Genomic DNA, 21,689 nt, shown 5'->3' on the forward strand with positions numbered 1-21,689 from the left:
AAGAATGTACTTATGAAAAGAAGTATGAAATTTATCGCTGCTTTTTTACTGTTGCCATGCGTAGCAACGGCACAAGTAACAGACAGCATTCAACAATATGGACGAGGTATTTCTTTCAATATGAAGGAATCGACTGTCGCAGGGGCAATGGCTACATCCGAACAGATTTCGCATAAGACCAGTATTGACCCGTCGAATTCATTGTATGGACTAATTCCAGGATTGCAAGTCCTTCAAAACGGAGGATATGCCTGGGACGATGGCGCTACCTTATATATACGTGGAGTAGGAACCAGCAACAGCAGTACGCCGTTGATTCTGGTAGATGGATTTGAGCGGGAAATATCTTCTTTGACCGTTCAAGAGATCGAATCGGTTACAGTTCTGAAAGATGCTGCATCGTTGGCACTTTACGGTATTCGTGGAGCCAATGGAGTAGTATATATTAAGACCAAACGTGGTGCGGTTCATGCTCCGGTAATTAATTTTGGATATGAGTTTAATTTCTCTACTCCTAATCGTTTGCCTGATTTTGTAGATGGATATACGTATGCGCAAGCGCTGAACGAAGGCATGAAGAATGATGGACTGTCTCCTCGTTACAGCCAGCGTGAACTGGATGCCTTCCGTGAACAGACGTATCCGGAATTCTATCCCAATGTGAATTGGTGGGATGAAGCATTGCGCGATCATGCTTATGGCAACAATGTGAATTTCTCGATTAGTGGAGGTGGTGAAAGGGTGCAGTATTATGCACAGTTGAATTACCTGAACAATTTGGGTATTTATCAGCCTACTGAGGAGAACGACGGATACTCTACACAGTTGAAATACTCTAAAATGAATATTCGTACCAATCTGGATATCAAGGTGAGCAATACGACGAAAGTGAAGTTGAACTTGCTGGGAGTTTTCTCTGAGAACAATCGCCCTCAAAGTGATATCTCCGATGTGTTCGGAGCGTTGTATCAGGTCCCTTCTGGTGCTTTCCCTATTAAAACTTCGCAGGATATATGGGGGGGAACAACTGTGTATTCCAATAACCCGATCGCAAACATTGCAGGTTCCGGATATTTACGTACACAGGGGCGTACCTTATATGCAGATATGAGTATTAACCAGGATTTGAATTTCTTATTGCCAGGTTTGTCAGCCACTGTAAATGTTGGTTATGACAGTTATGGATTCTATCGTGAAGGAAATGTACGTACGTATGCCTATCAGTCGGCAGTAAAAGGATGGGATGGCGCAGCAGATACTTATACAAAGTTGCGTGAAGAAACTGATTATGAGTTTAGCACTTATCTTCAGACAATGGATACGCATTTTAACTTTAATACTCAGGTCAATTATGACCGTAATTGGGGAGAACATAAATTGAATGCTGTATTGTTGTATTCCATGGATAAGAAAACGGGACGTGATCAAAATAATAAATATGCGTTTATGGATGTAGTAGCTCAAGGTCACTATACTTATAAAAATCGTTATATTTTAGATTTTGCCTTGTCTGGTTCTGCATCAAGTGTTTTGGAACCGGGTAACCGTTGGGGAATATTTCCTTCGATCGGAGCAGGATGGATACTTTCAGAAGAAGATTGGTTGAAATCGGATAATCTGAATTTGTTGAAGCTGAGAGCATCTTATGGTATAGCAGGACGTGCAGATTTTGATGCTAATCTGTATAAATATTATTTTGGCAGTGGAAACAGCTATTATTTCAAAGATACTCCTGCCAGCCAGTCTGGAATGAAAGAATATCGCATTGCGGTGGACGGGTTGACTTATGAAAAGTCTCATAAGCTGAACGTGGGTGTTGATTTGATGGCTTGGAATAAATTGTCTTTGACCGTTGACGGATATTATGATCATCGTACCGATATTTTGGTTGACGGTAGTGGAGCGATTTCATCGGTATTTGGTATGACTGTTCCTAAACGGAATGATGGTATTATCAACAGTTACGGAGTGGATGTAGCTGCTAACTGGACCGATCATATCGGAGATTTTACTTATCAAATCGGTGGACAGTTCTCATTTGCCCGTAATGAAATTATTGAGATGAATGAAGAATACCGTCCGTATGATTATTTAAAACGTACCGGTCATTCAGTTGGACAGATTTTCGGTTATGAAGTGGAAGGTATTTATCAAAGCCAGGAAGAAATTGATCAGCGTGATGTTAAGCAATATTTGTCAGATGTGCGTCCCGGTGATTTGAAATTTAAAGATCAGAATGGTGACAAGCGTATTGACCAATATGACCAAGTGGCTTTAGGATATAATGAAACTTGTCCGGAAATCTATTACGGATTTAATGTGGGTGCGGAGTATAAGGGATTAGGTTTTACTGCTTATTTCCAAGGAGCTGCCAATTATAGTAAAATATTGGATACGAAGAGTGTATATCGCCCGTTGGTATCGAACAATACCATATCTCAATATTATTGGGACAACCGCTGGAGCGAGAGCAATCCGAATGGAACATTACCACGTCTGACTACGCAAGGATCTGATAATAACTATAATACCAATTCTTTGTGGGTAGCCGATGCTTCGTTCTTGAAATTGAGAACGTTGGAAGTATATTATCAGTTGCCGGAAAAATGGCTGAAGAACATTGCTTTTGTAAAAGGTATAAAGATCTTTGGCCGTGGACACGATCTGTTCTGTGTGGATGGAATTGATATTGCCGATCCAGAGTCTATTGGCGTTGCTCATCCTACAATGAGACAATATGCGTTTGGTTTTAATTTGAAGTTTTAATAAAACGTGATTAAGATGAAGAATATTAAAATAAAAGGACTTGCATTGCTTCTGTCGTTGTTTACGCTTACTGGATGCGACTTTATGGATTGTGATGAGTCCGATAACTATACCAAAGAGGATGTTCTGGATAGTTATACTCGTGTAAAACAGTTGGTGACGAACATTTATGGATATTTGAAAGCCGATTTCTGTTCGATAGACGGAGCTATGCTCGATGCTGCGACAGATGATGCTATTCATATATACGATTCTTCCAACATTCAACGGTTTGTGAACGGTACTTGGTCTGCGAACAATACGGTTGATGATCAGTGGAGCAATTATTATACAGGCATTCGGGCTGCCAATTTGTATCTGGCAGAGACAGCTAATCTGACTTTCGATGACTGGAAATATTCCGATGAATATGAGAATATGATGAAGTGCTTTAACAATTACAAGTACGAAGTACGGTTCCTGCGTGCTTATTTCTACTTTGAGTTGATCAGACGCTATCATAATGTTCCTTTTGTTACAGAAGTATTGACACAGGAAGAAGCTAATCAGGTTACTCCCGCTACCTTTGAGACGATTGCACAGTTCATTGTGGACGAATGTTCTGATTTAGCTAACTATTTGCCGGTGGATTACAAGAGTTTTCCGGATGCAGAGACTGGTCGCGTTACCAAAGGTACGGCATTGGCTTTAAAAGCACGTATGTTGCTCTATATGGCAAGTCCGTTGTATAGCAGTGACAATGCGGAGAACTGGAAAAAAGCAGCCAAGGCTGCTTATGAAATCATTGGCTCTTCTTCCGAGCTGGGCTATAAACTGGTGAAATATTCCGATTTGTTCAATGATACCAATAACAAAGTTGCCGAAGTTATTTTAGCTCGTGCCACTGGTGAGAACGGAGATTTTGAGAAGGCTAACTTCCCGATGGGAGTAGAAGGCGGTAGCACTTCCACTTGTCCTACTCAGAATTTGGTGGATGCTTATGAAATGACAGACGGTTCAGCTTTTGATTGGAGCAATCCTGATATGAAAGCCAATCCTTATGCGAACCGTGACCCTCGTATGGGAATGACTATCGTTTATAATAATATGAAGTGGCCGGTTAACAATGTAGAAATCTGGGAAGGAGGAGCTAACGGACTTCCGATTGAAAATGCTACAACAACAGGTTATTATTTGCAGAAGTACGTCAATAATTCCATCAGTTTTGAGTCTGGTAGCAAAGTGACTGCTAAAAACCATAACTGGATTCTGTTCCGTTATGCTGAAGTATTGCTGAACTATGCAGAAGCAATGGTGAATGCTTTCCATAATCCGGATTATAAGGATGGTGAACTTCCTTTAAGTGCGCGTGAAGCTGTCAATCAGGTGCGTGCCCGTGCAGATGTAAACATGCCCGAACTGCCGAGTGGTATGAGCGAAGCAGATTTCGTGAAGCGTCTGAAGAATGAACGTCGTGTAGAGTTGGCTTTCGAAGGTCATCGCTTCTGGGATGTTCGTCGTTGGAAGGACTTGGACGAGACAGCTGATATTTATGGCGTTAAGGTTGTGAAGAATGGTGATGACTTTGAATATACCAAATTCTTATTGGAATCACGTACCATAACAGACAATTTATATTTCTATCCGATTGCTAATACAGAACGGTTCAAGAATCCCAATTTGGGACAGAATCCGGGTTGGTAATAATCGTCTGGAGAGGTAATTAGATTGTTTAAAGTAGGTTACACAGATGGACATGAATTGAAAAATGGTGTGGAAGTCTGTGTAACCTTATTTTTTATCAGATTTGCAAATTTGTAGTGAGGATTGATGCCATGAAAACTTTGAGATTTATTTTAGTTGTCTGCTTTAGTCTGTTTTCTGCCCTGATCCAGGCGCAAACATTGCGGACGGAAGTTTTTGATTTGCTGAATTTGGATTATCCCGGATTGGAGAAAGTGAAAGATGCCTGTGGAAGACAACAATGGAAAGAGGCCGCTGAGCTTTTGCTGGATTATTACAGAAACCGTTCTGGAATAGTTTATCCTGATTTGGACTTAGAACATATCAAAGCTTCGAAAAGAGACTGGCAATGGGCCGATGATGCATTGGAGCATACCTTTTTTGTACACGAAGGATATCAGCCTTCTTTCAATTATGGCAAAGATATAGATTGGCAGTATTGGCCGGTGAAAGATAATGAATTGCGCTGGCAATTGCATCGTCACAAGTGGTTTACACCTATGGGAAAGGTATATCGGGTATCTGGAGATGAGAAATATGCCCGTGAATGGGTGTTTCAATATATGGACTGGATTAAAAAGAATCCTTTAATTGAAATAAACGATGATGATTTTCAGCAAGTCATTGAAGGTAATCTGAAAGGAGATAAAGAGAATATGCGTTATGCCTGGCGACCGCTGGAAGTCAGTCACCGCATACAGGATCAGATACCTCAGTTTTTGCTTTTTAATTCGTCTAAGTTCTTTACTCCGGAGTTCCTGACAGAATTTCTGGTGAATTATCATCGTCATGCCGCTCATATATTGAAGCATTATACCAAACAAGGCAATCACTTATTGTTTGAAGCACAGCGTATGGTATATGCAGGTACCTTTTTCCCGGAGCTGAAAGATGCGGAGAAGTGGAGAAAGAGCGGTATTGAGGTGCTGAACCGGGAAATAAAGAAACAGGTATATGCCGATGGAGGACAGTTTGAACTGGATCCTCATTATCATCTGGCGGCCATTAATATCTTTTGTAAAGCACTTCGCATGGCCGATGTAAACGGATTCCGCCAGGAGTTTCCGGAAGAATATGCACAGACAATAAAAAATATGATTGAGTTCTATTCGAATATTTGTTTCCCTGATTATACAAACCCTTGTTTCAGTGATGCCAAGTTGGGTGAACGTTCTGGAGAAATCCGAAACTATAAAGAATGGCTTCAGCTATTTCCCGATTGCGAATGGATTCGTTTTTATGCAACCGAAGGGCGTGAAGGAACTCCTTTACCTTACTTATCTCATGCGGCAAAGAAATCAGGCTTCTTTACGTTTAGAACTGGTTGGAAACAAGATGCTACGGTAATGGTTGTAAAAGCCGGACCCAAGGGAGAATGGCATTGCCAGCCCGATAATGGCACTTTCGAACTTTGGGTGAATGGTCGTAATCTTTTTCCGGACAGTGGTTCGTATATCTATGCCGGACATGGTGAAGTGATGAAACTTCGAAACTGGTTCCGACGGACAGCTTCGCACAATACACTGACACTTGACGGCAAGAATCTGGAAACAACGCAGTCGGTTACAAAACTTTGGAAGCCGGAAGGTGATGTGCAGATTCTGGTGACAGAGAATCCAAGTTATGCCGACCTGAAACATCGGCGGACGGTCTTTTTTGTCGATCAGAAGTTTTTTGTGATTGTAGATGAAGCGGTGGGTACAGCCACTAGTACAGTGAATCTGAACTATCATTTGGCTGAAGGAGAAGTTTCTATAAACAAGGCTGATTTTGCGATTACAACGTCTTACGAAGGGGATAGCAATGTAAAGTTACAGTGTTTTCCTGAGCAGAAAGCCGTGATGAACGAAGTGGAAGGATGGCGTTCTACTGCCTATCGGAAGCGGGTACCTCGTAAGGCTGTTGCGCTGGATGTTGAAAAGAAAGGGAAAGATACAGTGCGCTATATCTCTGTCATTTATCCGGTGAAGAACGCTGATAACGCCCCGAAAATATATGCATCTTTTTCGAACAAACATTTTCAGGAGGATGGTGTAGAGGTTACAGTAATGATTGACGGGAAAAAGTTTAACTTAGCTGCCAATTTATAAAAGTGATGAAATAAAATTATGGATGTTTTTTAATAAATAGAAGAATATGGAGTTTTGTTTTGATAAAATAAAATGGGGACTTCCTTTTACATTTGCTGTTGGAGTATTTACGCAGGCATTCGGACAGGAACAACGACCAAACCTGGTGTACATATTTGCAGACCAATATCGGTTGAATGCATTGAGTTTATGGAGCGATCCGGCATATCGTAATGTTTTGAGTACCGTGGGTGATCCTGTTCATACGCCCAATTTGGATCGATTGGCTAAACAGGGCGTTGTCTTTAGTCGTGCCTGTAGTACTTGCCCTTTAAGCAGTCCTCATCGTGCCATGTTAATGACAGGAATGTTCCCTGAGAAAAATGGGGTAGATACAAATTGTTTTAAAGGGAAAAAGCAAGGCATTCCAGACAGTATTGTTTGTTTTACAGACGTGCTGGCAGCATCGGGATATGAGACCGCTTACGTAGGCAAAACGCATTGGCATCGTACCGAACCTTTATTCGATAAAAAAGGAAATTATGTAGGTACTACAGAAGAGCCAGGAGGACATTATACCTATAATTATGATACTTACATTCCGGAAGGAAGAGGTCGTAAAAGTAATAAGTTTTGGTTCCAGCAGTTGAGGGATAATCATTTCAATGCGGTGGCCTATTCCAACCGTCCGGAATTGGTCGGAGGGAAGAAGGATGGAGAGGCTTATTTTTATCACCGTTTTACTTCGGAAGTTGAGGCTGATGTTGTAATTAAGTATTTAAAAAACCGTGAAGGGGAACGGGATTCGTCTAAACCTTTCAGCCTGTTTTGGAGTTTGAATCCTCCTCATACACCCTATTCCAGTGTAAGCGATTGCCGGGAAGAGGTCTTTAATAAATATTATAAGGACTTAGGTTCTAAGGAATTGTTGCTTCGTCCCAATGTAGAGTATGGCGAAGGCAAACAAGCGAAAAATTTGGAGAGGTTATCACTGGAAGCCAAGGTTTATTTTTCATTGGTTAAATGCATCGATGATGAGATTGGCCGTGTTCTGAATGCTTTGGATGAGGAGGGACTGACTGATAATACATTGGTGATATTTGCTGCCGATCATGGAGAAATGATGGGAAGCCATGGCAGAATGGCCAAAGGTGTGATCTATGATGAGGCTTTGCTGATTCCATTCATAATGCGTTACCCGGCGCAACTGAAACCGCAAATAAATGATTTGATGATAGGAGCACAGGATATTATGCCAACTTTGTTGGGCATGCTGGGACTGGCTGACCGACTTCCTGATACGGTGAAAGGGAAAAATTACTCTCAGGGCATTCTTACCGGTGATTTTGGTAGCGTCCAGAAGCCTCAGTCTTCTTTCTACTTTATGCTGAAAGAGAAAGGAGTGCGTACCGACCGTTATTCTTATGTGGTACAAAAGGATGGCAATTATCTGTTGTTCGATAATATAAAAGATCCTTATCAGCAGACTTCGCTGACACTGGAAGAGATTCCTGAAAAACAGGCTGAGTTTTTAAAAACAGAATTGGGCAATTGGTTAAAAGTATCGGAAGATACATGGGCCAAGGAGAGAAAATTTGCTAATAGGATTAATTATTAATAGGATGGGGCTATGAATTTGAGATCGATATTACGTGTTTTTGTTATTTCCTGCTGTTCACTTTCATTGCATGCACAGTCTGTTTGGGATAGAAATCATCTGACGGATGTCAAGCAGTCGGTGCAGGATGCTTATTATGCCGCTTCGCTGCAGGAACTGAAAACGCAAGCGGATGGATATTTAAAGATCGGAGCCGACACTGTGGATACACAACAACCGTTATCCGGAGTTGAATGTGAATCTTCATGTAAGCGGGTGGATATGATTTCCGATCGAATCACAACATTGGCTTTGGCATACTTTTTTAGTGAGGAAGAAATTTATGCTCAAAAGGCTGTTGAGCTGATACGGACGAATTTCCTGGATAAGAATACCCGGATGACTCCGGACAATTTTGATGTACTCGAAACCTATCCGTTCATTGAAATGCTGGATGCTGTACAGTTGCTCGAAGCTTCCAGCCAGCTGACTTCCAAAGATGCTAAGAGGTTGAAAGCCTGGCTCGCTGATTTACTGGACGGTATGCAAGCCTCTTCACAAGAAGTGGATGCGAAGGCATGGGCCGGCCATCGGGGAACGGCTTACGATGCGCAAGTCATAGCTTATGCCTTATATATAGGTAAAAAGGAAGTGGCTGATAAAGTGATAGAATCAATTCCTGTCAAACGTATTTTCAAGCAGATAGAGCCGTCGGGGAAACAACCTTATGAACTGGAGTGTAAACACTCTTTTGATGCTTCACAGCGTAATCTGCATTATTTGATTGATATCTGTCTGATGGCCAAGCATCGGGGATTGCAGATTGATGGCCTTGAGTCGTCGGACGGACGTAGCCTTTACGATGCGATGGATTATCTGGCACAATTTGCCGGAAAAGATGTAAGTGAATGGCCTTATCGACAAGACGATGGATGGGATTGTACGCAACAAAAGTTGTATCAGGACCTTTATCGGGCAGCCGTATATCTTGACACCAACCGTAGAGGGTACTTGAAGGTATATGACACACATCGGATAATTGACTGGAAAGACCGTTTTAATTTGTTGTATGCGGTTCCTTCGTCCGTGGATAATGCTTTTGCTTTTGCTTGCCGGCAGTTGGATTTTGCTATTGCTGCGACCAACAAGGCAAAGAAACAGAAAGATAATATCTGTAAAAGGAAAGTGATTCCGCGTAGTATTGCCAAGGATGGATCGTTGGCATTGGTATCGCCTTACGACTGGTGCTCAGGGTTCTTTCCGGGCAGTTTGTGGCATGTTTATGCTTATACGAACAACGATTATTGGCGTCAGCAGGCCATCAGTTTCACCTGGCCACTGGAAGAAGTGAAGCGTTATAAGGGTACGCACGATCTGGGCTTTATGGTGAATAACAGTTTTGGAAAGGCTTATCAGTGGACAGGAGAACGTTCTTATAAGGATGTGGTGATACAGGCTGCCAAGACTTTGGTTTCGCGTTACGATGATCGTGTGAAGTGTATTCGTTCCTGGGACTTTAACCGGGATCGTTGGAAGTATCCAGTCATTATAGATAATATGATGAATCTGGAAATGCTGTTCAGCGCTACTCAGCTGACAGGTGATTCTCTTTACTGGAGAGTGGCCGTGAACCATGCCAATACAACGATGAAGAACCATTTCCGTAGTGATTATTCTTCCTATCATGTGGTGGATTATGATCCGGCTACAGGTGCAGCCCGTATGAAGTGCACCTATCAGGGCTATTCGGATGATTCGTTCTGGAGTCGTGGACAGGGTTGGGGACTGTATGGATATACTCTGTGCTACCGCTTTACGAAAGAGGCTGCTTATTTACGCCAGGCCGAGGCTATTGCCGATTTCATATTGTCTTGGTCCAATATGCCCGAAGACGGTGTGCCTTACTGGGATATGAAAGCTCCCGGCATTCCGGATGTTCCTCGTGATGCTTCGGCTGCTGCGATCATAGCTTCAGGCTTGTACGAACTTTCGGAGTATGCCGATATGGAGAAAGGCAAGAAGTATAAGGCAGCAGCCGATAAGATAATTGATAGTCTGAACCGATCTTATCAGTCGGAATACGGGGCAAACTATGGCTTCCTGCTTTTGCATTCCACCGGTTCTGCTCCTCACGAGAGCGAAGTGGATGTACCTCTTTCGTATGCCGATTATTATTATTTAGAGGCATTGTGGCGCAAGCGTAGTTTGGACAACTAAAGCTGGCTGCATGCCGTTTTCTTAAAAATCAAAACTTTGGTATTATGTTCTATCCTTCCTTCTTCTATCGTAAACCCTCCCGGGCAGTCTTGCTGGCTGCTTCGTGTCTGTCCGTATCTGCCTTGCAGGCTCAGGAAAAACAAAATGTGCTGTTCATCGTGGTAGATGATTTGCGTCCGGAGTTGGGATGCTATGGTAGCGATGTGGCCATTACACCTCATCTTGACAAGTTGGCAGAGCAGTCGGTAGTCTTCCAGAAGGCTTATTGCAACGTACCGGTGAGCGGAGCTTCCCGCTCCAGTTTGCTGACGGGAGTATATCCCGATATTGTCGAGGGTCGTTTTGTGGATGCCGAAACCCGTTCGGAAAAAGATCTGCCCGGCGTGGTCACTTTGCCGTTGGCGTTTAAGAATGCCGGGTATTATACGCTTTCCCTTGGCAAGGTGTTCCATCATTTCGATGATCGGACAGACAGTTGGAGCGAATCGCCTTGGATTGTGAGTCCGGCCAGTGGCGACTGGGCTTTGTACAACAAGTGGAATGTATGGAAGACGGAAATTCCCGAAGCCGAACTTCATCCGCAAAGTCATCGTGGCCCCTATTGCGAAGCGGCCGATGTGCCCGACAGTTGCTACGAAGACAATCAGATAGCCCGTAAAGCGGTGGCCGAGTTGAATCGTCTGAAAGAGATGGACCGTCCGTTCTTCCTGGCTGTCGGATTCCGTAAACCTCATTTGCCGTTCATCGCTCCAAAGAAATACTGGGATCTGTATCGGAGGGAGGACATCAAGATTGCCGATAACCGCTACCGTCCCGAGGGCTTGTCCGAGCAGGTGCAAGGTTCCAGGGAGATATTCCAGTATACACGGGTGACCGATACTTCGGCCGAGGACTTCCATCGCGAGGCCCGTCATGCCTATTATGCTTGTGTCAGTTTTGTCGATGCACAAATCGGACTGGTATTGGATGAACTGGAGCGGTTGGGACTGGCCGATAATACGGTTGTGGTGCTGTTGGGCGATCATGGCTGGCACTTGGGCGAACATGACTTTTGGGGCAAGCATACGTTGCTTCAGCAAGCTACTCATGCTCCGCTGATGGTTCGTTGTCCGGACGCAACATCAGGACAGAGCCGTAGTATTGTGGAGTTTGTAGATATCTATCCTTCTTTGTGCGAGGTTTGCGGCATCACGTTGCCCGAACATCTGCAGGGGCGCAGCTTTCTGCCGGTGCTGAAGAATCCTGAAGCAAAACATCGTGATTGTGCTTTTATTCAGTGGGGAAAAGGAGTGAATGTAGTAACGCCGGAATTCAGTTATGCCGAGTGGTACGACAAGTCACAGAGCCGTGTAGTGGACGAGGCGCTGTTTGACTACAGGCTCGATCCGCAGGAAAACAGAAATGCAGCCGGAGAGAAGAAATACCAGAAGCTGATAAAACGTTTCAAGGATTTCATCGGTCGCAAAAGACAGGAAATCCATTTGCGGTAAAATAGGAATACTAACTTTAAATAGAGAACCATGAATCTGAAAAAAATCTTTTTGCTCGGTGGGCTTTTATTCAGCCTGTCGGGTATGTACGCTCAATCCATGGTGTGGATTAGCAGTACCGAAGGAAACGTCTGGAAGGAAGCGAAAGTGAAACTCCAGGCCAAGTGTGAGGAGGCTCCTTTGTTGAAAACGGATGGTACGGATTGCATACAGACCTTCCAGAAGTGGGGAACCTGTTTTAACGAACTGGGCTGGGATGCTTTGAACATGCTGCCGTTGGAAGGCCAGGAAGAAGTGTTGAACCGGATTTTTGCTCCCGGTGGTGAGTTGAAGTTTACGATGGGACGTATCCCCATGAATGCCAACGACTATGCACGCGACTGGTACAGTTGTGACGAAGTGCCGGGCGACTTTACGTTGAAATACTTCAACATCGACCGCGACCGTCAGACGCTTATCCCTTACGTGAAGCGTGCCTTGAAGGTAAATCCCGACCTGACGTTCTGGATATCTCCCTGGTCGCCTCCTTCCTGGATGAAGGTGAACCATTATTATTCCGTCAAGAGCAATGCCAAGGTCAACCGTCTGCCTGCCGAAGCCGAAATAGCCCTTTACGAAGGAGTGGAGAATGTAGACAAGCGTTTCTATCCCAAACAGGTTACCGAGAACGACTACTTTATCCAGGATCCGCGTTATTTGCAAACCTATGCCAATTACTTCTGCAAGTTCGTGTCGGCCTATCGTGAACTGGGTGTTCCTGTCAATCGGGTTATGTTCCAGAACGAGCCGTGGGCTTATTCCATCTATCCTGCTTGTGCCTGGACACCCGAAGGCATCATCCGTTTCAATGTAGAGTATCTGGCACCTACGCTGAAGAAACAGTTGCCCGATGTACAACTTTACCTAGGTACGCTGAATACGAATCGTATCGAGCTGGTCGACCGTGTCTTGTCCGATCCCCGCATGAAAGATGCTGTTGAGGGAATCGGTTTCCAGTGGTGGGGCGGACAGATTTTGCCCGAAATCCGTAAGAAGTATCCCGACTATAAATACATGCAGACCGAAAGTGAATGTGGTTCGGGTACGTTCGACTGGAAAGCTGCCGAGCACACTTTCCATCTGATAAATCACTATCTGGGGAATGGTTGCGAAGAATATACCATCTGGAATGCCATCCTGTGCGACGAAGGTACCAGTGCCTGGGGATGGAAACAGAATGCTTTGATTCGGGTGGATTCGAAGACAGGAGCCGCTACTTATACTCCCGAATACTATGCCGTGAAACACTTCAGCAACAAAGTTGTTGCAGGTACTAAGGTGTTGGCTTATAGAGAAAAAGGTGAGGATGGGCTGCCTGCCATGCTGTTGCTTACGCCGGATAACAAATATTTGGTTGTAGCTGCCAATTTCAACGATGATGCCCGTCAGCTGACAGTTCAGTTGGGTGGCAAGTACCTGACTGTAAGTCTACAAGGCCATTCGTTTAATACGTTTTATGCCAAATGATGTCTGACTGAGGACATTGAAAATGAATAGAAGGGCCGGACGGGAAGAGTTTCCCAGTCCGGCTTTTTTTGTTTTGCAAGGCTTGCAAAACAAGTCCGTGAACCACACTTGCACGGCTCATGAGCGACACTTGTACGGCTCGCGAGCCACACTTGCAATACTCGTGGACTTTATTGGCAATACTTATTACGCTGGCCAACTACCGATGTTACGCGGCTAAAGTAGGTAGTTAAGAATGGAAAGTGGATGATTAAAAATGAATAACGGGTGAAGGATGGATACGCGGACAACGCGGAGAGGACGGACTAACACGGATAAAAAAAGAAAAAGGGAAATTGGGTTCACGCTTTTAATGCGGAATTTCTTGTTGATATTCAGCAGAATATGGTGAAAGATAAAGCTTCACCGACATTCGGTGAAACATAAATCGGGATGGCTGTATAACCCGTTAATTTTTTCCCAGTTAGAGAAAAATTTTTTGCTAACTAGGCAATAATTTTTTCCTAACTGGGAAAAAATTATTGCAAGACTGGCATCAACTTTCACCCCTTTCAGGAAATCTGTTCTGCCTGTATTTAAAGATTAAAATCCGCGTTCGTCCGTCCTCTCCGCGTTGTCCGCGTATCCATCTTTCACCACAAACAGCTCATTCCCAAGACAATTACGATGAAACTTCATCCTGCAAACTGCTGAAAAACACTGTAGATGACACGGTTTATCACGGATTGGATGTCGGGTAAGATGTAGTTGTATGTGTGTGCAGGGTGTTTATGAATCAAGAAGGCTCAGGTGATGGCAGAGTGTAAATTACCTCTTGGTTGTTAAGTAGTTAAGAAGGAAGGCTGGGGATTGTATATCTTCCTTTTTAATATATTTTATCACAATTGAACGACTTTTTCTCAGTAATATTCAGTAATTTCGAACGATTTTTTTGAAATCTGGCTAAATAACTAATAAACTATAAGTATGGAGAACTTGAATATCGCACTTTTGCTAATGGTGGTAGGTATGGCAACAGTATTTGCTATCCTGCTGATTGTTATCTATTTAGGAAAAGGACTTATTGCGCTGGTGAATAAATACGCACCCGAAGAGTCTGTCCCTGCCAAGTCAGCTGGAGCCAATGCGCCTGCCCCGGTTCCTGCCAATATTATGGCCGCCATTGCTGCTGCGGTGTCGGTAGTGACACACGATAAAGGAAAAGTGACTAAAGTAGAGAAACTGTAATCGATAAGAAAAGAAGTAATATACAAATTCAATTAATAAGGTATGAAGAAAGAAATAAAGTTCAGCTTGGTATTCAGGGACATGTGGCAGAGTGCCGGTAAGTATGTGCCACGTGTAGACCAGCTGGTGAAAGTAGCTCCCGCTATCGTCGAAATGGGATGTTTTGCCCGTGTTGAAACCAACGGTGGCGGCTTCGAACAAGTAAATCTGCTGTTTGGAGAAAACCCCAATAAGGCCGTACGTGCCTGGACAAAGCCTTTTCATGAAGCAGGTATTCAAACCCATATGTTGGACCGTGCGTTGAACGGTTTGCGTATGAGCCCAGTTCCTGCTGATGTGCGAAAGCTGTTTTATAAGGTAAAGAAAGCGCAGGGAACGGACATTACCCGTACTTTTTGCGGTCTGAATGACATTCGCAACATAGCCCCTTCTATCAAATATGCTCACGAAGCAGGCATGATTTCGCAATGTTCGCTGTGTATCACTCATTCACCCATACATACGGTAGAATACTATACAGACATGGCTTTGCAACTCATCAAGTTAGGAGCCGATGAAATCTGTATCAAGGATATGGCCGGTATCGGACGTCCTGTAACCTTGGGCAAGATTGTGGCCAACATCAAGGCTGCCCATCCGGATATTCCTATACAGTACCATAGTCATGCGGGTCCCGGATTCAACATGGCCAGCATTCTGGCTGTCTGCGAAGCCGGATGCGACTATATCGATGTAGGTATGGAGCCTTTGTCGTGGGGCACAGGCCATGCTGATTTGCTCAGTGTGCAGGCCATGCTGAAAGATGCCGGATTCAAGGTGCCGGAAATCAACATGGAGGCTTATATGAAAGTACGTGCCCTGATTCAGGAATTCATGGACGATTTTCTGGGACTGTACATCTCGCCTCGCAACCGTCTGATGAATTCCCTGCTGATCGGGCCGGGACTGCCGGGTGGTATGATGGGAAGTCTGATGGCCGATCTGGAAACCAATCTGGAAAGCATCAACAAATACAAGGCCAAACGCAACCTGCCGTTTATGAAGCAGGACGAACTGCTCATCAAGCTGTTCAACGAAGTGGCTTATGTATGGCCCCGTGTAGGTTATCCTCCTTTGGTAACGCCTTTCAGCCAGTATGTCAAGAACCTGGCCATGATGAACGTTATTGCCATGGAGAAAGGCAAGGAACGTTGGGGTATGATAGCCGACGACATTTGGGATATGATTCTGGGTAAAGCCGGAAAATTGCCGGGTCAGTTGGCTCCGGAAATTGTGGAGAAGGCAGAACGCGAAGGACGCAAGTTCTTCACCGGTAATCCGCAAGATAATTATCCCGACTGTCTCGACAAGTATCGCAAGATGATGAAGGAAAACAAGTGGGAGACAGGCGAAGACGACGAAGAACTCTTCGAATATGCCATGCACCCTGCACAATACGAGGCTTATAAGAGTGGAAAGGCAAAAGAAGACTTCCTTGCTGATGTGGAAAAACGCCGTGCCGAACGCGACAAGTCTCCGCTGGACGATGCCAAACCGAAAACGCTTACCGTACAGGTGGACGGGCAGTCTTATCGTGTGACAGTGGCTTATGGCGATATCGATCTGCCTGCTTCGGCTACAGCCAAGGTTGAAGCTCCTGTAGGCGAAGGCAAAGACGTTCCTGCACCGCTTGAAGGAAAGTTCTTCCTGACCAAGAATACACAGGAAACTCCGATAAAGGTGGGCGATAAGGTGAAAAAAGGTGATCTTTTGGGTTACATCGAGGCTATGAAGACATACAATGCCATCCGTGCCGATTTTGACGGAACGGTTCTTGCCATCTGTGTCAATCCGGGAGATTCAGTTTCAGAAGATGATGTATTAATGAAGATTGGATAATGGAAGATATATTTGCAAAACTCTATGACATGACGGCATTCAGCAATATCATTGCCGATCCGTCGTTCCTTGTGATGTATGCCATTGCTTTCGTTCTCCTTTACTTGGGTATCAAGAAGCATTACGAACCGCTTTTGCTGATACCTATTGCCTTCGGCGTGCTTATCGCCAATTTTCCTGGAGGTGAAATGGGAGTTATCCAAGCCGACGAGAACGGCATGGTGATGGTGAACGGAGTGATGAAGAACATCTGGGAGATGCCGTTGCACGAAATTGCTCACGAGCTGGGACTGATGAACTTCATCTACTATATGTTGATAAAGACCGGTTTCCTGCCACCTGTCATCTTTATGGGTGTAGGTGCGTTGACTGACTTTGGTCCGATGCTTCGTAATTTGCGTCTTTCTATTTTCGGTGCGGCTGCCCAGCTGGGTATCTTTACCGTATTGCTTTGTGCCGTACTGATGGGCTTCACTCCGAAAGAAGCTGCAGCATTGGGTATTATCGGTGGTGCCGATGGTCCTACGGCTATTTTTACTACGATCAAGCTGGCTCCCCATCTGTTGGGCCCGATAGCTATTGCTGCTTATTCGTATATGGCATTGGTTCCGGTTATTATTCCGTTGGTAGTGAAGTTGCTTTGTACCAAGAAAGAACTGATGATCAACATGAAGGAGCAGGAGAAACTTTATCCTTCGAAGACGGAAATCAAGAACCTGCGTGTGCTGAAGATTATCTTCCCGATAGCGGTTACTACCATTGTGGCCTTGTTCGTGCCTACTGCCGTACCTTTGATCGGTATGTTGATGTTCGGTAACCTGATTAAGGAAATCGGTTCGGATACGAGCCGTCTGTTCGATGCGGCTGCCAACAGCATTATGAATGCGGCTACCATTTTCCTGGGACTGAGTGTCGGTGCTACTATGACGAGCGAGGCATTCCTGAACTGGACGACAATCGGTATTGTTATTGGTGGTTTCCTTGCATTCGCCTTGTCTATTTCGGGTGGTATTCTGTTTGTAAAGATAGTCAATCTCTTCTCGAAAAAGAAGATCAACCCGCTTATCGGTGCTACCGGCTTGAGTGCAGTGCCTATGGCCAGCCGTGTGTGCAATGAGATTGCTACAAAATATGATCCGAAGAACCATGTGCTCAACTATTGTATGTCGAGCAACATTTCCGGTGTGATCGGTTCTGCCGTGGCTGCCGGTGTGCTTATCTCGTTCTTGGGATAATAATTAGTTGTGATGATAATGTGAAAAAGGATGCATCGGAGCGGTGCATCCTTTTTTTATTTAACAGGTGAGTGATATAAGTTTTAGTTTGCTGGTTGTTGTGGCAATGCTGCAGTTACGGATCAGCCGTTGCAGGCTATGCACAACGGTTGTTCTGGAGTCAGTTGGTAGTCAACATCATATATCTTAACGTTTAAGGTTTCGCCGGTCAGCAATGTAATCTGTATTTTTGTGCCTATTTCTATTTTTAGTTTCCTGCCTTGAAAATTAATTCGGAAAGCGTATTTCTCCCATTGCGAAGGCCGGACAGGCGATAAGCTTAACTCATTGGCTTGTGTTTGCAGATTGGCAAATCCTCGGACAATGGCCAGCCACGAACCAGGCATACTGGTGATATGCAATCCTTGATCGGCTTCATTGTTGTAGTCGTCCAGATCCATTCGGGTAGCATGTACAAACAGTTGATAAGCCTTTTCGGTTTCGCCGATGCGTGCAGCCAGTATGGCATGTATGTGGGGCGACAGCGACGACTCGTGAACAGTCATGGGCTCGTAAAAGTCGAAGTTGCGCCGGACAGTTTCGGTATCGAACAGGAAATAATAAAGGTAGAGGCCCAGCAGGACATCACTTTGCTTGATGTAGCAGGAGCGGAGAATGCGGTCCCAGGACCAATGCTGGTTGATGGGGCGTTCGGCTTGAGGGATGGCATCTGTTGTTTGCAGCACTTTATCCATAAAGCCGTCGTTCTGTACGAAAATTCCTTTCTCCGCATCTTGGGGCAGATACATATGTTCGATGATGTCGCGCCACAAAGGCGTTTCGCCTTCGTAGTCGAAATGTGTGGCTGCGCATATACGCTTGTATTCTTCGGGATATTGTTGTGCAGCCAGATCCAGATGTTTCAGTGTCATCTTCAGGCAACGTATACACGAAAAGTTTGTGTACCAGTTGTTGTCTACGTTGTTCTGATATTCATCGGGGCCGGTCACTCCCAGAATGACATATTGCTGCCTGGCCTGTGAGAAGGTAGTACGCTGGCTCCAGAAACGGGAGATGGCAATCATTACTTCCAGGCCGTATTGCAGTATGTAGTCTATCGATCCTGTGATGCTTGCATGTTGTATGATGGCATACACGATGATATTATTTCGGTGTATTTCCTCGAAAGTGATTTCCCATTCGCTGTGGCATTCTTCTCCGTTGTTGGTTACTTGCGGGAAGAGAGCGGCGCCACCGTCAAATCCTAATTTTCGGGCATTTTCAATGGCTTTGGGAAGCTGGTTGTAGCGATACATCAGCAGATTTCTGACTATTTGCCTTGGAGTGGACAAAAGGAAGAAGGGAACACAGCACAGTTCGGTATTCCAATAAGTGTTGCCTCCGTATTTTTCTCCTGTAAACCCTTTGGGGGCAATGTTCAGTCTTGGGTCGTCTCCCCTATAAGTCTGGTAAAGTTGGAAAATATTGTAACGGATTCCTTGCTGTGCTTCCGGATCTCCTTCGATGACGACATCGGCTTCTTCCCAAATGTCGTGCCAGGCCTGTTTATGAGCTTGGGTTAAGGTTTCCCATCCTTTGTTTTTGGCCTCACGGGCTATGTGAATGGATTTTTCGACAAGTTCTTGTCTTTCATAATAAAGCGAAGAGGCTATCACAACATATTTCAGAAGGGTTACGGTGTCTCCGGGCTTCATGTCGATGCCAAGGCTGAAGCCGGTTTGCTTGCCTTTTTCAATGCGTATGGGGTTGTGGCTTGCTTCTTTGTGGTTTTTATAGAATTGGTAAGTCATGGCATAGCACACTTGAGCATCTTCCCGTCGGGTCTGTGTCCATAAGTAGGCGCAGTCATGGGCAACTCCCGAATCAAGCAGGTTCCATATCCGTTCTTCGGTCTGTTCCGAGCGTTCGTTCAGGTTGGCTTCGAGTAGTGGGAGAAGTGACAATTTCCCGCTATAATTTAGGGAAGTAACATTGTAGCTGATCAGACACAGATCGGGGAAAGCCATGTTGGCCAGATGTTCTACATGCAGTTGCAGGCTGTTGCCGCGTGGCGAAGTCACTTTTACATCGCGGTAGGAGATACCATCGTACATGTCGAGTCGGCGGTTGAAGCTTTCCACATCCCATTGGGCAAGGTCCAGTTCTTCGTCTATAAGTCTCAGGTGAATGCTGCTCCAGTTGGCCGCATTGGGTATGCGTGTGTAGTAATAGGGGAATCCGTTTTTCCACCATGCAACCCGTGTTTTGTCGAGGAAAGGAATGCCGGCTACGAACGAGCCCTGGTAGCTGTCGCTGCTGTATGGCTCTTCGAAGTTACCACGTTGTCCGAACCTTCCGTTGCCCAAGCTGAATATGCTTTCAGACATGCGGAGGTTGTCGGCATGAAACTTGTCTTCTATTATGTTCCATTCATCGGTTTTCAGGTACTTTTTCATGGCATTCGTATTAGTGTTATGGGCGTAAAGATAAGAAATAAAATGAAAAGGCATCACTCTGTCGGGAAACAATGTGGAGCATTTCTCCTACATGACCCGACAGAATGATGCCTGGTTTGCCAACAGGCAATGTCGCGACGGTGTTTGTATTAACTGTCTTTACCTTCTTTGATGATATAAACGCAGGCTGCTCCGATAATCAGCATGACGCCTGCTGTCACCAACATATTGATTTCGGGAGGAAGACAACCTTCCGGAGTGAACAGTGACAGGATGGAACCACCCAGTGCGGCTGCTATAATCTGCGGAATGCAGATGGTGCCGTTGAACAGTCCCAGGTAAGTACCCATGTGGCCACCACTTAAAGAGTTGGTCAGGATGGTGAAAGGAAGTGCAAGCATGGCTGCCCAGGCACATCCAATCAGGATGAACGAAATGAACAGTGCATACTGGTTGTGGATGAAATAGGTGGAAATAAAACCGATTCCTCCCAGAATAAGGCTAAGAGAGTAGACCAGATGACGGTTTTTGAACATGGGGATGCAAATGGCCCACAGTACCGAACCGATGGCCTGTACGGCGAAAAGTACTCCGACCCAGTTGGCTGCTTCCTGATATTGCAGGCTGGTGGTGTCGAGCAAAACTTTTTTAGCACCGTTCACGACGGTTTCTACAGTAGGTGCGTCGAATACGTTGGCTGCGATACTGCCGTTGGTATAAGTCCACATGAACATGAAGGCAAACCAGCAGAAGAACTGTACCAGACCTACTGTCCAGAAAGCTTTGGGGGCTTTCACCAATAGTTTCAGCATGTTGGTTTTCTCTTTCTTTTCGTTTTCGCTGATACCATGATATTCGGCATATTCCTTAGGAGGCATCTCCTTTACTTTGACAGTGGTATAGATGACACAAAGAATGAGGATAACGGCTCCGATGTAGAATGAATAGATAACGGAGTCGGGAATCACTCCTTGTGCAGCCGTATTCTGGATTCCAATCCATGCAAAAATGAAGGGGAACAGATAGCCGACCAGACTGCCAGCATTGCATAGGAAACTCTGGATGGAGTAGGCCAGTCCTTTCTGCTTTTCGTTTACCATGTCGCCTACCATCATTTTGAAAGGTTGCATGGCCATATTGATGGATGTATCAAGAAACATAAGGGCAAAAAGTCCGAAGATCATGGCTGTACTTACTTCCATGCCGAAACTACCGGCGTTGGGAAGCAGACACATCACCAGTACGGCAATAAGCGAGCCGATGAACAGGTAAGGAATGCGGCGCCCGAAGCGGGTCCAGGTGCGGTCGCTTGCAGCACCTACCAGTGGTTGCACAATGATACCGGCCAGCGGTGGCAGTATCCAGAAATAACTAAGAGAGTGAGGGTCGGCGCCCAGCGTGGCAAAGATGCGGCTGATGTTGGCACTCTGAAGGGCGTAGGCTATCTGTACGCCAAAGAAGCCAAAGCTGATGTTCCACAGCTTCCAAAAACTCAAGTCTGGTTTTACTTTCATGATATTTGTTGTTAATTGTTTTTCAGTTGGTTG

Annotated in this window: 12 protein-coding genes; 10 read left to right on the forward strand and 2 right to left on the reverse strand. The window is 45.0% G+C overall.

Annotated features, from left to right (window positions below; all coding sequences use genetic code 11):
• Positions 1-12 precede the first annotated feature (12 nt).
• The 10 genes from BQ5591_RS08795 to BQ5591_RS08840 all read left to right on the forward strand — a co-directional run bounded on the left by BQ5591_RS08795 (position 13) and on the right by BQ5591_RS08840 (position 17,707).
• A complete protein-coding gene (locus BQ5591_RS08795; RefSeq protein ID WP_071149025.1) occupies positions 13-2,766 on the forward strand; it encodes a SusC/RagA family TonB-linked outer membrane protein in 2,754 nt (917 codons plus the stop codon).
• Between the two features lie 15 nt (positions 2,767-2,781).
• A complete protein-coding gene (locus BQ5591_RS08800) occupies positions 2,782-4,449 on the forward strand; it encodes a RagB/SusD family nutrient uptake outer membrane protein (RefSeq protein WP_071149026.1) in 1,668 nt (555 codons plus the stop codon).
• Between the two features lie 131 nt (positions 4,450-4,580).
• Positions 4,581-6,578, forward strand: coding sequence for a heparin-sulfate lyase HepC (gene hepC / locus BQ5591_RS08805; protein ID WP_071149027.1), 1,998 nt, complete (start codon positions 4,581-4,583; stop codon positions 6,576-6,578).
• A gap of 46 nt (positions 6,579-6,624) precedes the next feature.
• The gene (locus BQ5591_RS08810; RefSeq protein ID WP_083380912.1) at positions 6,625-8,175 is read left to right on the forward strand and encodes a sulfatase family protein; all 1,551 of its coding nucleotides are present in this window, start codon (positions 6,625-6,627) and stop codon (positions 8,173-8,175) included.
• A 12-nt stretch (positions 8,176-8,187) separates the two neighbouring features.
• Complete coding sequence (locus tag BQ5591_RS08815) at positions 8,188-10,371, forward strand: alginate lyase family protein (RefSeq protein ID WP_071149029.1); 2,184 nt, start codon at positions 8,188-8,190, stop codon at positions 10,369-10,371.
• A 44-nt stretch (positions 10,372-10,415) separates the two neighbouring features.
• Entirely contained in the window at positions 10,416-11,861 is a 1,446-nt protein-coding gene (locus tag BQ5591_RS08820) for a sulfatase (RefSeq protein ID WP_071149030.1), read from the forward strand.
• Positions 11,862-11,891: 30 nt separating this feature from the next.
• Positions 11,892-13,367: a glycoside hydrolase family 30 protein gene (locus tag BQ5591_RS08825; protein WP_071149031.1), complete on the forward strand. Its 1,476-nt coding sequence runs from the start codon at positions 11,892-11,894 to the stop codon at positions 13,365-13,367.
• A 966-nt stretch (positions 13,368-14,333) separates the two neighbouring features.
• Positions 14,334-14,594, forward strand: a complete 261-nt coding sequence (locus tag BQ5591_RS08830) for an OadG family protein (protein ID WP_022162148.1) — start codon at positions 14,334-14,336, stop codon at positions 14,592-14,594.
• Between the two features lie 42 nt (positions 14,595-14,636).
• A complete protein-coding gene (locus BQ5591_RS08835; RefSeq protein WP_022162147.1) occupies positions 14,637-16,472 on the forward strand; it encodes a biotin/lipoyl-containing protein in 1,836 nt (611 codons plus the stop codon).
• Positions 16,472-17,707, forward strand: coding sequence for a sodium ion-translocating decarboxylase subunit beta (locus BQ5591_RS08840; protein ID WP_022162146.1), 1,236 nt, complete (start codon positions 16,472-16,474; stop codon positions 17,705-17,707). Before BQ5591_RS08835 ends, BQ5591_RS08840 begins: the two co-directional genes overlap by 1 nt.
• 122 nt (positions 17,708-17,829) lie before the next feature.
• Here the strand turns inward: BQ5591_RS08840 and BQ5591_RS08845 are convergent, their stop codons facing one another.
• The gene (locus BQ5591_RS08845) at positions 17,830-20,142 is read right to left on the reverse strand and encodes a family 65 glycosyl hydrolase domain-containing protein (RefSeq protein ID WP_071149397.1); all 2,313 of its coding nucleotides are present in this window, start codon (positions 20,140-20,142) and stop codon (positions 17,830-17,832) included.
• A 149-nt stretch (positions 20,143-20,291) separates the two neighbouring features.
• Positions 20,292-21,656, reverse strand: coding sequence for an SLC45 family MFS transporter (locus BQ5591_RS08850; RefSeq protein WP_071149032.1), 1,365 nt, complete (start codon positions 21,654-21,656; stop codon positions 20,292-20,294).
• Positions 21,657-21,689 lie beyond the last annotated feature (33 nt).

The organism is Bacteroides ndongoniae (genome assembly GCF_900108345.1).
GTDB classification, from domain to species: Bacteria; Bacteroidota; Bacteroidia; order Bacteroidales; family Bacteroidaceae; genus Bacteroides; species Bacteroides ndongoniae.

Excerpts from the sequence above, each read along its gene's own strand:
- BQ5591_RS08820 (WP_071149030.1), top strand. The coding sequence starts at position 10,416 with ATGTTCTATCCTTCCTTCTTCTATCGTAAACCCTCCCGGGCAGTCTTG.
- hepC (WP_071149027.1), top strand. The coding sequence starts at position 4,581 with ATGAAAACTTTGAGATTTATTTTAGTTGTCTGCTTTAGTCTGTTTTCT.
- BQ5591_RS08815 (WP_071149029.1), top strand. The coding sequence starts at position 8,188 with ATGAATTTGAGATCGATATTACGTGTTTTTGTTATTTCCTGCTGTTCA.
- BQ5591_RS08835 (WP_022162147.1), top strand. The coding sequence starts at position 14,637 with ATGAAGAAAGAAATAAAGTTCAGCTTGGTATTCAGGGACATGTGGCAG.
- BQ5591_RS08795 (WP_071149025.1), top strand. The coding sequence starts at position 13 with ATGAAAAGAAGTATGAAATTTATCGCTGCTTTTTTACTGTTGCCATGC.
- BQ5591_RS08830 (WP_022162148.1), top strand. The coding sequence starts at position 14,334 with ATGGAGAACTTGAATATCGCACTTTTGCTAATGGTGGTAGGTATGGCA.
- BQ5591_RS08800 (WP_071149026.1), top strand. The coding sequence starts at position 2,782 with ATGAAGAATATTAAAATAAAAGGACTTGCATTGCTTCTGTCGTTGTTT.
- BQ5591_RS08845 (WP_071149397.1), bottom strand. The coding sequence starts at position 20,142 with ATGAAAAAGTACCTGAAAACCGATGAATGGAACATAATAGAAGACAAG.
- BQ5591_RS08810 (WP_083380912.1), top strand. The coding sequence starts at position 6,625 with ATGGAGTTTTGTTTTGATAAAATAAAATGGGGACTTCCTTTTACATTT.
- BQ5591_RS08850 (WP_071149032.1), bottom strand. The coding sequence starts at position 21,656 with ATGAAAGTAAAACCAGACTTGAGTTTTTGGAAGCTGTGGAACATCAGC.
- BQ5591_RS08840 (WP_022162146.1), top strand. The coding sequence starts at position 16,472 with ATGGAAGATATATTTGCAAAACTCTATGACATGACGGCATTCAGCAAT.
- BQ5591_RS08825 (WP_071149031.1), top strand. The coding sequence starts at position 11,892 with ATGAATCTGAAAAAAATCTTTTTGCTCGGTGGGCTTTTATTCAGCCTG.